General features: G+C 61.9%; 13 protein-coding genes. 1 reads left to right on the top strand and 12 read right to left on the bottom strand.

What is annotated here, in order from left to right:
* Positions 1 to 17 precede the first annotated feature (17 nt).
* Entirely contained in the window at positions 18 to 1,331 is a 1,314-nt protein-coding gene (locus AC0JZ4_RS19305) for a M20 family metallopeptidase (RefSeq protein WP_471888129.1), read from the bottom strand.
* Positions 1,332 to 1,445: 114 nt separating this feature from the next.
* Between AC0JZ4_RS19305 and AC0JZ4_RS19300 the strand changes: the two genes are divergently transcribed.
* Positions 1,446 to 2,210, top strand: coding sequence for a GntR family transcriptional regulator (locus AC0JZ4_RS19300; protein WP_471888128.1), 765 nt, complete (start codon positions 1,446 to 1,448; stop codon positions 2,208 to 2,210).
* 81 nt (positions 2,211 to 2,291) lie between these two features.
* On the opposite strand, the gene AC0JZ4_RS19295 is transcribed toward AC0JZ4_RS19300, so the two are convergent.
* The 11 genes from AC0JZ4_RS19295 to AC0JZ4_RS19245 all read right to left on the bottom strand — a co-directional run bounded on the left by AC0JZ4_RS19295 (position 2,292) and on the right by AC0JZ4_RS19245 (position 13,382).
* Positions 2,292 to 2,525, bottom strand: coding sequence for a tautomerase family protein (locus tag AC0JZ4_RS19295; RefSeq protein WP_471888127.1), 234 nt, complete (start codon positions 2,523 to 2,525; stop codon positions 2,292 to 2,294).
* A gap of 230 nt (positions 2,526 to 2,755) precedes the next feature.
* Positions 2,756 to 3,316: a potassium-transporting ATPase subunit C gene (locus tag AC0JZ4_RS19290; protein ID WP_471888126.1), complete on the bottom strand. Its 561-nt coding sequence runs from the start codon at positions 3,314 to 3,316 to the stop codon at positions 2,756 to 2,758.
* A 12-nt stretch (positions 3,317 to 3,328) separates the two neighbouring features.
* Complete coding sequence (gene kdpA, locus AC0JZ4_RS19285; protein ID WP_471888125.1) at positions 3,329 to 5,005, bottom strand: potassium-transporting ATPase subunit KdpA; 1,677 nt, start codon at positions 5,003 to 5,005, stop codon at positions 3,329 to 3,331.
* 109 nt (positions 5,006 to 5,114) lie between these two features.
* Positions 5,115 to 7,184 carry a potassium-transporting ATPase subunit KdpB gene (gene kdpB, locus AC0JZ4_RS19280; protein ID WP_471888124.1) on the bottom strand — a complete coding sequence of 690 codons (2,070 nt, stop codon included), beginning with the start codon at positions 7,182 to 7,184 and terminating at the stop codon, positions 5,115 to 5,117.
* Positions 7,185 to 7,220: 36 nt separating this feature from the next.
* Positions 7,221 to 7,379, bottom strand: coding sequence for a hypothetical protein (locus tag AC0JZ4_RS19275; protein WP_471888123.1), 159 nt, complete (start codon positions 7,377 to 7,379; stop codon positions 7,221 to 7,223).
* Positions 7,380 to 7,387: 8 nt separating this feature from the next.
* Positions 7,388 to 7,477: a potassium-transporting ATPase subunit F gene (locus AC0JZ4_RS19270; RefSeq protein WP_471888122.1), complete on the bottom strand. Its 90-nt coding sequence runs from the start codon at positions 7,475 to 7,477 to the stop codon at positions 7,388 to 7,390.
* 227 nt (positions 7,478 to 7,704) lie between these two features.
* Positions 7,705 to 8,631 (bottom strand): dihydrodipicolinate synthase family protein, encoded by a 927-nt coding sequence (locus AC0JZ4_RS19265; RefSeq protein WP_471888121.1) that lies wholly within the window; start codon positions 8,629 to 8,631, stop codon positions 7,705 to 7,707.
* 96 nt (positions 8,632 to 8,727) lie between these two features.
* Positions 8,728 to 9,942 carry a M24 family metallopeptidase gene (locus AC0JZ4_RS19260; RefSeq protein WP_471888120.1) on the bottom strand — a complete coding sequence of 405 codons (1,215 nt, stop codon included), beginning with the start codon at positions 9,940 to 9,942 and terminating at the stop codon, positions 8,728 to 8,730.
* Between the two features lie 8 nt (positions 9,943 to 9,950).
* Entirely contained in the window at positions 9,951 to 11,621 is a 1,671-nt protein-coding gene (gene nikE / locus AC0JZ4_RS19255) for a nickel ABC transporter ATP-binding protein NikE (protein WP_471888119.1), read from the bottom strand.
* Positions 11,618 to 12,439, bottom strand: coding sequence for an ABC transporter permease (locus AC0JZ4_RS19250; RefSeq protein WP_471888118.1), 822 nt, complete (start codon positions 12,437 to 12,439; stop codon positions 11,618 to 11,620). Before AC0JZ4_RS19250 ends, nikE begins: the two co-directional genes overlap by 4 nt.
* Entirely contained in the window at positions 12,432 to 13,382 is a 951-nt protein-coding gene (locus AC0JZ4_RS19245; RefSeq protein WP_471888117.1) for an ABC transporter permease, read from the bottom strand. Before AC0JZ4_RS19245 ends, AC0JZ4_RS19250 begins: the two co-directional genes overlap by 8 nt.
* Position 13,383: the final 1 nt, after the last annotated feature.

Here is a 13,383-nt window from a genome sequence, read left to right as displayed (position 1 = left end):
AGTTCCCTTTGATTAACTCAGCTGCGGTTTTCTGGAATGGCGTCTGCGGCAAAGTCGGCCGCGAGATAGGCAAGAATGCTCTTGGCGAGCGAAACGATGTCCTGGCGGGTCGTGTGTTCTTCCGGGCTATGGATGCAGCTCGATGGACGGCCGAGACCACCCAGCAGGACCTCCGGCCCGAAACCCGCCTTCTGCACGTAACCGAAGTCCGAGCAGCTTGCAGCCCCCCACTTGTTGAAGTCCTCGGGACTGTAGCCGAAACCTTCTGACAGGGCCTGCTGCCAACGCGGCCAATGCGGGCCGTCGGGATCATCCGTGGGGATCAGATGGCCGACGAGATCGATCTTGAGGCCGAGGTCGGTTCCGACGATGCAATCGCGGATGACGGCCTCGATTTCGGCACGCGCCTCATCATAGCTTTCTTCCGGCGCGTAGCGGCGCGAAAGGAGGATCTTGATTTCCGCCGGCACCTGTCCGCCCGCCGTCCCGCCATTGACGGCGGCGATCGTCAAGGATGGCCGCAGAGGCCCGGTCGCATGCGGCGGTGGCGCAAGCTCGGACGACCGCCTGGCGATTTCCGGTTTCAGGGCTGCAATCGCATTCATGACCGGCAGCGCACCTTCGATGGCGTTCACTCCGGTGCCGGTGCGATTGCCTTCTCCGGCATGCACCGCATGGCCGGTGATCGTCACCTGCAGGTTGAAGATGCCGAAGCAACCCGCCCAGACGCGCGGCGCGGCCGAGCCGTTGAAATTGAGGATATGGCCCTTCAGCAGCCCCTGTTCGGCGAGATAGCGGATACCCGGATAAAGCCCGCCCTCCTCGTCGGTGCATAAAAGCAGCGTCGGATCATAGGCGAGCGGGACGCCGCAATCGCTCGCCGCACGCAGCGCCAGAAGCGTGGCGGCAATCGTGCCCTTCATGTCGGCCGCACCGAGACCGAACAGATTGTCCTGCTCGATCGTCAGTTCCAGCGGATTGCGCACCCAGCCGGGGGCGACCGGGACGGTATCGACGTGATAATAGAGACCGCAGACGGGTTTGCCGCTGGTCCGGCTGGCGACGAGATTGACGCGCTCGCCCGAAGCAGGCCCGCCTTCGACATGCCAGAGGTCGCGTGGCACGGTCACGCGCTCAAAGGAGAAGCCGAGAGGAGCAAGCAGTTCCGCCATCAGACCCGCGAACGGACCATAGCCTTCGCCGGGAGGAAAGGACGTATCGATGGCAACCATGCGCGCCAGATCGGCAACGGCACTCTCGACATTGGCTTCGATCGCTGCCATGGCAGACGGAAGCGTGTCATTATGCACGGCAGGTTGCTGATCAGCCATCACGACGCCCTCGGAATTTCGGCACCAGCCTTGCGGCTTGTGATTTAATATAAACTATATAGTAATACTGCGTAGAACGGCCTGCCAAGTCAACTCCAAAGAAGAGGCAAATACTTGCCAGAACTGCCCAATATTTCATCAGACGCACAGAGGCTAGGCGAACTATCCTTGCCACTCTATGAGATCGTGAAACGACAACTCACGGAAGCCATCATGCTCGGCAAATTGCAACCGGGTGCCGTGCTGCCGAGCGAGGTGGCGCTGTCACAGACCTATGGCGTTGCCGTCGGCACCATCCGCCGCGCCCTGATGGATCTGACCAATGACGGGTTGCTCAGCCGCAGGCGCAAGACAGGCACAGTCGTCACCGGCCGAAAGCCGCAGCACAGCCTTCGCCTTTTCTTTCAGTATTTCAGACTTCATGGCCTGGACGGTTCGCTCAGCAAGTCGGTGACGAATGTCACCTCGCTCACCTTTGGCTCTGCGTCGGCGCTGGACGCCGGCAAGCTGCAGCTCGCAGAAGGCGCGCCAGTCGTCTCCTTCCATCGTGTCCGGTCCGTGGACGACAAGCCGATCATGCACGAAACGCTGACGTTGCCGCGCGAACGCGTCGTCGACTTTCCCGAGAATGCGCAGGACATTCCGCCGCTGTTCTATCTGCACCTGCTCGAAAACTATGGTATCCGCATTTCGGCGATCCGCGAACAGATCGGTGCAGACCTTGCAAACGATGATGATGTCCGCTGGCTTGGCATCAACCTGCCGGGGGCGGTGCTGACCATCGACGAGATCGCCTATGACCAGATGGCCGTGCCGGTCCTGATCAACTCGCACCGCGCTACGACTGCCAACCATCGGTATGTGAACGAGGTCCAATAGGGCTGGCCCCAGTCGGCGATGGAAGCGTCCGACTTCCATCGCCGTCATTCAAAGTGCTTCCGGCGCCACCACGCCCGCGCCTTAGTCGACGGATGCGTATCCCGGCTTTTTGTAGAGCGTTTCCTTCTTGCCCTTGATGTCGGGTGCGAAGACATCGGTGTCCCAGCGATCGGCCGCAACATCCTCGATGGCGACGGACACGCTGTCCTCACGGCTGCCCAGAACCGACATCAGCGCCTGGGTGATTTCCTTGGTCAGTTCCTGCTTCATCTCAGGGCTGCGGCCCTCGATCATCTTCACGACGATATGCGGCATAAGACGTCCATTCTCATCAAGCGCCGAAACCCTGAGCCCGTTGCCCCTTAAGACATCCGGCCGAGGTTCCCGGCGCGCATCTTGCCAGACCCGTTTACGCCTTTGTGTGGGCAGGTGGAATGGTAGGGAGCCGACGAAATTCAAAACGTGACGAACGCGCAACCCTCTCCTGAACGGGCGAAGGCGAAACAAAAGAGCGGCCCCGTTCAGGAGCCGCTCTTGCCGTCCGTTCACCGTGTCTGGACGCCATCCAACGCAAGGTTCAGCTCCAGCACGTTGACCAGCCTGTCGGGGGTGAAGATGCCGCCGGGCGAAAAACTGTTCTGCGCGATGACCTGCTCGACCTGTGCTGACGGAATGTTTCGCGCCGCCGCGATACGCACTGCCTGATAGCGGGCCGCACGCTCGGTGATATGCGGGTCAAGACCGGCACCGGAAGCTGCCGCCAGTTCGGCCGGCAGCGGATTTTCCGGTGTCGCACCGTAGGCGGCAACGGTTTCGGTGGCGCGATCCGTCAAATCGGCACTGGTCGGCGACTTGTTGGAACCGCCGGCACCGGCGCCGTTGTAATCCACGGCCGAGGGCCGCGGCCAGAAATATTGCGGCTGGCTGAAGGCCTGCGCCACCTGGCGACTGCCGATGATGGTGCCGTCCGCCCTTGTGATGATCGAGGCCTCGGCCGTATCCGGCGTCACCGCCTGGCCGATAGCCCAGACCGCCGCGGAGTAACCGCCGACGCAGATCGCCAGGGTGGCGACGCTGATGCGCAGGCTGGAGAGAAGGATTTCCATGGTCGGGACCTCTTACTTCATAAACATGACGTGTTCGGCAATCGGGCCGAGCGTGGCGGCAGGAAAGAATGTCAGCGCGCCGACGATGATGACCGTTGCGGTCAACATGCCTGCGAATGTCCCATCCTCGACCGACAGCGTACCACTCGTCTCCGTCGACCGACGCTTTGCCGACAGCGAGCCGATGATCGCAAGCGGCAGGATGATCGGGATGAAGCGCGCAAGCAGCATCACCAGACCGGTGGCGATATTCCACGGCGTGGTCGCGTCCCCCAGTCCTTCGAAGCCCGAGCCGTTGTTGGCGGCGGAGGAAGAGAACTCGTAGAGGATTTCGCTGAAACCGTGCGGGCCGACATTGTTGAGCGTGGCCGCTCCCCACGGCGTGACGGCAAAGACCGCCGTACCGACGAGAATGAAGAAGCCGTGGGACAGAAGCCCCATCATGGCGAACTTCACCTCCTTGGCCTCGACGCGCCAGCCAAGATATTCCGGCGTACGGCCGATCATCATGCCGGCAATGAAGACGCCGACGATGATGTAGAGGAACATGTTGACCATGCCCACGCCGACGCCACCGAAGTCTTCGTTCAGCCACATGCCGATCATCGGCATCATGCCCGCCAGCGGATTGAGGCTGTCATGCATGGCATTGACGGAGCCGTTGCTGGTCGAGGTGGTCAGAACCGCCCAGAGCGGACCGGCCGACGCACCGAAACGCAGTTCCTTACCTTCGAGGTTGCCGACATCCTGAGTGATCGGCAGCGCATTGAAGGCCTGTGTCGGAACGCTCTCGAAGCCGACAGTTGCGGTGATGCGCGCGCCCATCAGGACCAGCATGACGGTAAACAGCACGGCGGCGTGCCTGACGCGGCCGATGATCCGGCCGAACATCCATACGCATGCCATCGGGATAACGATGATCGATACGGTCTGGACGACGTTTGACCAGAAGGTCGGATTTTCCAGCGGATGCGCGCTGTTGGGGCCGAAGAAGCCGCCGCCATTGGTGCCAAGCTGCTTGATGGCCACGAAGGCTGCAACGGGACCGCGCGCGATCGTCTGCTGCACGCCTTCCAGCGTCGTTGCGACGACCGAGCCGTTGAAGCTCATCGGTACGCCTGTCAGGAGAAGCAGGATTGCGACGACGAAGGCGGCCGGCAGCAGGACGAGAAAAGTGGCGCGCTGCACATCGACGAAGAAATTGCCGAGCTTACGGCCGGCAAGCCCACGGGCGAGCGCCGCAAGCGCCGCAATACCGACGGCCGCCGAGACGAACTGCAGCCACATGAGGCCCGCAAGCTGCGTCAGATAACTCATCGCGACTTCGCCCGAATAATGCTGCAGGTTGGTGTTCGTCGTGAACGACACGGCCGTGTTGAAGATCAGGCTCGGGTCGAGAGCCTGCTTGCCGTCCGGATTGAGCGGCAGATACTGCTGCAGGGCCAGGATCGCAAAGACGATGACGAACAGCACGACGTTAAAGCCGAGAAGGGAAACGACATAGCGCTTCCAGTCCTGGTCGTGGCGCGCAAGCGGGCCGCCGATGCCCTGGAAGAGTGCAGTGAAGCCGTTCTGGCTGCCCTGCCCGCGTGCGGGGTCCATGGCCCAGCTCATGTAGCGGCCGAGCGGCCACGACATGAGCGCGGTGCCGGCGAGTATCAGGAGTACGAAGACGATTGCTTGTGTCATTGTCGTGTCTCCGGCCTCACGCGCGATCGAGCGCTGAGACGAGGGCAAACAGCAGTCCGAAGACCACCAGCCCGAGGATGAGATAAAGAATGGTCATTGATGTCTCCGATCAGGCGAGGTTGAGGGCCGCGACGACCATGTCGATCAGCTTGATGCCGATAAACGGGACGACGAGACCACCCAGGCCATAGATGACGAGGTTGCGACGCAGCAGCGGGCCGGCACCGATCGCCTTGTAGGCCACGCCCTTGAGCGCCAGCGGAATCAGCGCGACAATGATCAGCGCGTTGAAGATGATGGCCGACAGGATCGCGCTTTGCGGCGAGGCAAGGTTCATGATGTTGAGCGCGTCGAGACCGGGATAGAGCGTCACGAACATCGCCGGAATGATGGCGAAATATTTCGCAACGTCGTTGGCGATAGAGAAGGTCGTCAGCGAGCCGCGCGTCATCAGCAACTGCTTGCCGATCTCGACGATCTCGATGAGCTTCGTCGGGTCGCTATCGAGGTCGACCATGTTGCCGGCTTCACGGGCAGCGACCGTGCCGGTGTTCATCGCGACGCCGACATCGGCCTGCGCGAGTGCCGGTGCATCATTGGTGCCGTCGCCGCACATGGCAACCAGCTTGCCCTTGGCCTGTTCCTCGCGAATGAGCTGCAGCTTGTTCTCGGGCGTGGCCTGGGCAAGGAAATCGTCGACACCGGCTTCCGCGGCGATGGCGGCGGCCGTCATCGGGTTGTCCCCGGTGATCATGACGGTGCGTATGCCCATCTTGCGCAGCTCGGCGAAGCGCTCGCGGATACCGCCCTTGACGATATCCTTGAGGTGGACGATGCCGAGCAACCTGCCGTCGCGCGCGACGGCGAGCGGCGTACCGCCGGCCTTCGCGATCTCGTCGGCGATCGCCTGACCTTCCTTGATCGCAGCTTCCGACATGGCGTTGCCGCCTGTGAACGATTGCGACTTCAGATATCCGAGCACGGAATCGACGGCACCCTTACGAATGGATGAACCATCGAGGTCGACGCCGCTCATGCGGCTCTGGGCCGTGAACGGTACGAAGGTCGCGTTGAGTTCCTTCATGTCACGGGCGCGAAAACCGTATTTCTCCTTGGCAAGCACGACGATCGATCGGCCTTCCGGCGTTTCGTCGGCAAGCGAGGAAAGCTGTGCCGCATCTGCCAGTTCCTTTGCGGATACCCCCCCGACGGGGCGGAATTCGGTGGCCTGGCGGTTACCGAGCGTGATCGTACCGGTCTTGTCGAGGAGCAGCGTGTCGACGTCGCCGGCGGCTTCGACCGCACGGCCGGACATCGCAAGCACGTTGAAGCGGACGAGGCGATCCATGCCGGCAATACCGATGGCCGACAGAAGTGCGCCGATCGTCGTCGGGATCAGCGTGACGAACAGTGCGACGAGAACGACGATCGGGATCGCGCCGCCGGCATAGGAGGCGAAGGCGGGGATGGTTGCGGTGGCCATGACGAAGATCAGCGTCATGGCGGCAAGGAGGATGTTGAGCGCGATCTCGTTCGGTGTCTTCTGGCGCTCGGCGCCTTCGACGAGCGCGATCATACGGTCGATGAAGGTGGAACCGGCAGCGGCCGTGATACGCACCTTTATCCAGTCGGAAAGCACCTGCGTGCCGCCGGTCACCGCCGAACGGTCGCCGCCGGATTCACGGATCACGGGCGCGGATTCACCGGTGATCGCCGCCTCGTTGACTGAGGCGATGCCCTCGATGATCTCGCCGTCCGACGGAATGATGTCACCGGCCTCGACAAGCACGATGTCATTGACCTTCAGCGAGGTTCCGGCCACGTCCCTCCACTCGCGCCCTTGCGCCGAGATGAGAAGCTTGGCCTGGGTCTCGGTACGGCTTTTGCGAAGGCTATCGGCCTGTGCCTTGCCGCGGCCTTCCGCCACCGCTTCGGCGAAATTGGCGAAAAGCACGGTGAACCAGAGCCAGAGAATGATCTGGAAGGAAAAGCCGAGGCCTTCGGCGCCGGTCGCCAGATCCTTGACGAAAAGGATGGTGGTCAACGTCGAAACGATGGCGACCACGAACATGACCGGGTTTTTGGCCAGTGTTCGCGGGTTGAGTTTGGTAAATGCACCGCCAATGGCAGGCACGAGTATGCGAGCATCGAACATGCTCGCGCTTTTGGGCTGGCTCATAAGAGACCCCATTGATGTTGAAACAGTCGAAAAGGTTCAAGCAGCCTCGGCGAGACGCACGATCAGCATCAACACGGCGGTTGCGGCGCCGGAGAGGACGCAGAGTGCGAGGATGATGGTTGAGCCGGTGCAAAGCTTGCGGGCGTCTACCTGCCTCGACAGGTATCTGCGGCAGCCGTCAATCAAACGCGACATGACAGCACCTAAAACCGTTCCGGCCGCCAGAGGGCGTAAGCGAGATAGATGGTGATGACGACCGTCACCATCCCGCTCAGGATGTAATCGAATGCCATGGTGCATACCCTTGGATAACGTCGCCGATCCTTTTGACCGGCAGTGTTATGTGCATCTCGGTGCCATAGGATTTCGAGATGCCGGAATGCGGCAATAAATATAAAACTTATAGGGGAAATACCGAAGGGAACGGCACGCTCGCCGGAACGTGGCGCATAAAAAATCCCCGGCGCACTGGAATGGCCGGGGATCGCATGTTCATCTGCTCGGTCTAGCCCCGTAGGGTTCAGAGCGCGGCGCGCTTGTCGTGTCTGGCAAGACGCGCCAGCAGATAATCCACCTCGGCCCTTGCGGTTGCCGTCAGCATCTGCGCCGGCTTGCGTTGCGCATCGGACGTGATGACGCCACGGCGCTTCAAGACATGCTTGCGTACGGCAAGACCGACACCCGGCTGCTGCTCGTAGCGGATCAGCGGCAGATGCGCGTCGAAAAGATCGTGTGCCTCGTCGCGCTTGCCGGCGGCGGCCAGATCGACCAGTTCGGCCAGCATGTCGGGGAAGCCATAGCCGGTCATCGCGCCGTCAGCGCCACGCTCCGGCTCGAAATCGAGGAAAATCCCGCCATTGCCGCACAGGATAGAGAATTCGCGCAGCTCGCCCGCCTTCTGCATGGCGCGCAGCTTCGAGACCTTTTCCAGGCCCGGCCAGTCCTCATGTTTCAGCATCAGGCAGGACGGATGATTGGTCATGATCTTCGCGATCACGCTCGGAGCGATCACGGTGTTCAGCGTCAGCGGATAATCCTGCAGCACCCAGGGAATGTCGTCACCGATCGCCTCGACGGCGCCGGCGAAATAGTTGATCGTCTGGTCATCGGTTTTCGAGCCCGGCGCGGGCGCGATCATCACGCCGGCCGCCCCCATATCCATCGAGCTTTTCGCCAGCGAGCGCATGGCCGCGAAACCAGGCGCAGAGACACCGACGATGACCGGGATTTTGGCGCGCTCGACGACGCGTCTGGTGATCGCCTTGCTCTCTTCCGCATCGAGCTTCGGCGCCTCGCCCATCATGCCGAGGATGGTGATGCCGGTGCAGCCGCTGTCCTGATAGAAATCCGTCAGTCGGTCGACCGAGTTGAAATCGATCGAGCCGTCATCGAGAAACGGGGTGGCGGCGATCGCATAGACGCCCTTTGTCTGGGTGCTGAAGGTCATTGTATTCTCCCAAAATTCAATTGCGCATTCGGCACGCGCAGCCTTGATCGCATGTCTAGTCGGATGCGGGCGAAGGCGCCACCGTCGATGCCGTGCTCAACAACAATAGAGTTCAACCGGAAGCTCGCTGAACACTTCCGGCGCGCCATCGGTGATCGCAAAAGTCTGGCCGACGCCGGCCGTCAGCCCGGTCGTCGCGTCGGGAATCATGATATGGACGAAGAACACCATGCCCGGCGTCATGATCAGCGGATTGCCGGAATAGATCATCGGCGGCACGTCCATCCAGGTCGGCTTGAAGGTGCAGCCCAGCGCATAACCGCAGGCTGCATAACGCGCCTTGGCAAAACCGGCATCGTCCAGCACGCGGCGATGGATATCGTCGAGCGTGCCGAGCGCCACCCCTGCCCTTGCGGCATCCTTGATACCGTCGAGCGCCTCTTTCGCCACTTTCAGCATGTCGAGCTGGCGTGGATCCGGCTTTCCCGTCACCAGCGTATGCTCGACCACGACATGATAGCGGCAATGCGAGCCGGCAAGTTCGACCAGGATCTGGTCCTGTTCCTCGATCAGTCGCGGCCCGCCGATACCGCGACCATAAAGCGCGCGCGATCCCGAATTGACCAGCGGCCCGCCGGAGGGAATGTCGCCACCGCCGGCAAGCATGGAGGTGAGTGCTGCACCCGAAAGCACGGTGTCGGGAATGCCCGGCTTCGTCACATCGATCGCCGCGCGCACGGCGGCATCCGCCAGCTTGCCCGCCATGCGCACATGCTCCAGCTCGGCTGCAGATTTCACCAGCCGCCCGGTGCGGATGATGTCGGACGCATCCTCGGTCACGCAGAAACCGTCGAGCGCCGCATCGACCATGCGGGCGTTGGCGCCGGTCAGGCCATAGGTCGCATATTCGACGCCGACCTTTTTGCCGGCAAGGCCCTTCTCGGCCATGATGGCGCGCAGGTCGTCGGCCGGGTTGGCGTCCTCGGCATTCAGCCAGACACGCACATCGTCATAAAGCGAAGCGACATTCGCCTGCCGCAGATCCGGCGTGCGGGTCAGAAGCACGGTGTCGCTGCCATCGTCTGCCAGCACCAACCCCGCCTGGAAGAATACGTAGCCGGCCGTATCATAGCTCGTCAGCCAATAATGGCTTTCCTGCGAAAACACGATCAGCGCATCGAGACCGCGCTCCCGCATCCGCCGACGCGTCGCCGCGAGACGTGTGTTGAACTCGGCCTGCCTGAATTTCAGAAGAACCTGGCGACCGCCACGCGTTGCGCCGGCAAACTCCTGCGGGACATACATGCTCATGCGACTTCTCAAACCTCCACGGGCGTATGGACCGGCACCGCATCGAGCAGCGCCTTGGTATAGGCATCGCGGTCTTGTGCGCGCGCATCCGGCCTGTCGAAGAAATCGACCAGCTTGCCGTGATGCATGACGGCGATGCGATGAGCGAGCTGGCGGATCAGGTTGAGGTCGTGGGTGATGAACACGCAGGCAGCGCCTGTATCCTTCTGCAGCTTGACCAGCAGTTCGGCCACCGCCGCCTGAACCGACACGTCGAGCGCCGCCGTCACCTCGTCGCAGATCACCAGTTCCGGTTCGGCCGCAAAGGCGCGGGCAATCGCCACGCGCTGCTTTTCACCGCCGGAAAGCTGGTGCGGATAACGATCGGCGTATTCGGCCGGCAGCCGGACCATCTCGAGCAGCTCGGCAATCCGCGCCTTGATCTTTTCACGCGGCACGACGCCGTAAAGCTTCAGCGGCCGGGCAATGATCGTACCGATCTTCTGGCGCGGGTTGAGCGAGGCATCGGGATGCTGGAAAACGATCTGCACCCGTCGACGATAGGCCCGGTCGATCGCCTTGCGGCTACCGACCGTCTTGCCCTCGATTTCAAGCTTGCCCTGAAAATCCTGCAGGCCGGCCAAAACCTTGGCGATCGTCGACTTACCCGATCCGCTTTCCCCGACAACGCCGAGCAGCTCGCCCTTGCGAACCTCGAAATTGACGTCCTTCGCACCCCAGAAACCGACCTTTTCGGCATCTTCCGGCCAGAACATCTTCTGGATCTTCGATGGCGCACCGTAATGCACACCGATCCCGTCGAGCTTGATCAGCGTCTGCGGCTCGGCCGGCGCATCGACGCCGATCCAGCGATCCGGGTTCGGCACCGCACCGATCAGCTGTTTCGTATAGGGCGCAGAAGGCTTGCTAAACACTTCGCCGACAAGCCCGCGCTCGACAATGACGCCCTTGTGCAGCACCGAAACCTCGTCCACCACGCGGGAAACCAGCCCGAGATCGTGCGAGATATAAAGTGCCGACACATTCGTCTCGTCGCGCAGCTTGTTGAACAGATCGAGGATCTGTCGCGCGGTCAGGATATCGAGCGCCGTGGTCGGCTCGTCGAAAATGATCAGTTCCGGCTCGCAGGCAAAGGCGGTGGCGATGACGACACGCTGCTTTTCGCCGCCCGATGCCTCATGCGGAAAACGCTGCAGCATTTCCTTCGGCCGGGTGATGCCAGTGCGCGCCAGAGCCACCTCCGCCTCGGCGAAGGCCTGGATCTTCGTCAGTCCGCGATGCCGCATCAGCACTTCGGCGATCTGCTCGCCCAGACGAATGGTCGGGTTGAGCGATGTCGAGGGATCCTGAAACACCATCGACATCCGCCTGCCGCGGATGTCGGCCATCTGGAATGGCGTATAATCGAGCAATTCCTCACCCGCCAGCCGGATGGCGCCGCCGGTTTCGACAGCGTTTGGCGGCAGGTAACGCATCACCGACCACGCCATAGACGACTTGCCGGAACCACTCTCGCCGACAAGCCCGACCGTCTTGCCCTTCGGGATGGTCAGATCGATATTCTTCAGCGCCGAGACGAGCCCGTTGGCGGTCTTGTAGGAGAGCGAATAGTCGATGATCGAAAGCGCCGGCTTTTCGGCTGTCTGCGACATCTCCTGCGTCATGGTCTGCAAGGTCATCCGTGGCTCCTCTTGGGATCGAGGGCGTCACGCAGGGCGTCGCCGAAAAGGTTGAAACCGAGCGCCGCAATGGCGATCGAGATGCCGGGGATCGCCACGCACCACGGATTGCGGAACATGAACTGGCGGGCTTCCGCCACCATCAGCCCCCATTCCGTGCTCGGCGGCTGTGCACCGAGACCGAGGAAGCCGAGCGTCGCACCGATCATGATGGCGAAGGAAACGCGGATCGTCGCCTCCACCACGATCGGGCTCAGCGCATTGGGCAGCACTTCGCAGGTGACGATGTAGACGCCGGACTCGCCGCGCGCCACGGCTGCCCGCACATAGTCGCGGGTACGCACCGAGAGAACCGCGCTGCGGGCAATACGCGCCATGCCCGGGGCAAATGCGATCGACACCGCCAGCATCGCGTGTTCCATCCCGCCCCCCAGAATGGTGACGATCAGTAGCGTGAACAGCAGATCCGGAACGGCGAGAAGTCCGTCAAGAACGCGCATGATCGTCGAGTCGACCCAGCCGCCGGATACACCGGCAATGACACCGATGATCGAGCCGATGCCGACGCCGAGCAGCGTCGCGCCGACACCGAAGGCGACCGTCGAGGGCGCACCGGTGAGGACGCGCGACAGCAGGTCGCGGCCGAACTGATCGGTGCCGAGAAGATGCGTCATCGACGGCCCCTGCAACCGGTTCAGCGGATCGAATGCCTGCGGGTCATAGGGGGCAATCATAGGTCCGAAAATCGCCGCGAAACAGACGATCCCGAGAAGCATCGTGCCGACGATGGCTGTGGGAGAAGAGAAGAAATTACGCATAACGCACCCTCGGGTCGAGCAGGGCAATGACGATGTCCGACAGAAGATTGGACAGGGCATAGACGGCTGCGAGAAGCAGGGTCACGGCCTGGATGACGGGAAGATCGCGGTTTTCCAGCGCGTAGATCAGCAGGCGACCAAGGCCCGGCCAGGCAAAAATTTCCTCCACCACGATGATACCGCCGAGCAGATAACCGATATCGAGCGAGATGACCGCGACGGCCGGCGCCAGCGAGTTCGGCAGCGCATGGCGGCGGATTACCCGCCTTTCGGTCAACCCCTTCAATCGTGCCGCCCGAATGTAATCGGAAGACAGCACTTCCGACATTTCCGAGCGCACCTGTCGGGATATGTGAGCCATCAGCACGAGGCCGAGTGTCGCGGCGGGCAGGACGACATGCGCGCCGAAGCCGGCAAGATTCTCCCACGGCGCGACGAACCCGCCGGCGGGAAAAAGCCCGTGCTGAGGTGCTGCAAAGAAGACGAGGAGCAGCGTGGCCGTGACGAATTCCGGAAGCGCCGTTCCGAGATAACTGAACAGGCTTAAGCCCAGATCCATTCCCGTACCGCGCTTCAACGCAGCCAGCGCACCGAGCGGAATGGCGGTGATGGTAACGGCAACAAGCGCCGTCGCGCCCAGCATGGCGGAATTGACGAAGGCCTCGCCGACGACCTGTGTCACCGGCAAGGAAAGACGGAGGGACGTGCCGAAATCACCGTGCAGAATACCGGTGACCCAGCTTAAGTATTGCATGTACCAGGGCTGGTTGAGATTGAGCTGCCTTTCGAGTGCAGCGACCGCATCCGGGGTGGCATATTCCCCCAGGATCATGATCGCGGCATTGCCCGGCAGCATCGTCGTGATCGCGAACACGGCGAAGGTTACGATTGCCAGCACGAGGAAAACAGCCAGCAAACGACGGAGAAGGTAAGCCCTGGTCATG

The sequence above is a fragment of the [Rhizobium] kunmingense genome (genome assembly GCF_977018605.1).
Note: the sequence above shows the minus strand (reverse complement) of the source record. Positions and strands in the feature narration are given on the sequence as shown.

Coding starts and splice junctions, on each gene's coding strand:
- AC0JZ4_RS19260 (WP_471888120.1), bottom strand. CDS start 9,942: ATGAGCATGTATGTCCCGCAGGAGTTTGCCGGCGCAACGCGTGGCGGT.
- AC0JZ4_RS19295 (WP_471888127.1), bottom strand. CDS start 2,525: ATGCCGCATATCGTCGTGAAGATGATCGAGGGCCGCAGCCCTGAGATG.
- AC0JZ4_RS19245 (WP_471888117.1), bottom strand. CDS start 13,382: ATGACCAGGGCTTACCTTCTCCGTCGTTTGCTGGCTGTTTTCCTCGTG.
- nikE (WP_471888119.1), bottom strand. CDS start 11,621: ATGACCTTGCAGACCATGACGCAGGAGATGTCGCAGACAGCCGAAAAG.
- AC0JZ4_RS19275 (WP_471888123.1), bottom strand. CDS start 7,379: ATGTCGCGTTTGATTGACGGCTGCCGCAGATACCTGTCGAGGCAGGTA.
- kdpA (WP_471888125.1), bottom strand. CDS start 5,005: ATGACACAAGCAATCGTCTTCGTACTCCTGATACTCGCCGGCACCGCG.
- AC0JZ4_RS19270 (WP_471888122.1), bottom strand. CDS start 7,477: ATGGCATTCGATTACATCCTGAGCGGGATGGTGACGGTCGTCATCACC.
- AC0JZ4_RS19265 (WP_471888121.1), bottom strand. CDS start 8,631: ATGACCTTCAGCACCCAGACAAAGGGCGTCTATGCGATCGCCGCCACC.
- kdpB (WP_471888124.1), bottom strand. CDS start 7,184: ATGAGCCAGCCCAAAAGCGCGAGCATGTTCGATGCTCGCATACTCGTG.
- AC0JZ4_RS19305 (WP_471888129.1), bottom strand. CDS start 1,331: ATGGCTGATCAGCAACCTGCCGTGCATAATGACACGCTTCCGTCTGCC.
- AC0JZ4_RS19250 (WP_471888118.1), bottom strand. CDS start 12,439: ATGCGTAATTTCTTCTCTTCTCCCACAGCCATCGTCGGCACGATGCTT.
- AC0JZ4_RS19290 (WP_471888126.1), bottom strand. CDS start 3,316: ATGGAAATCCTTCTCTCCAGCCTGCGCATCAGCGTCGCCACCCTGGCG.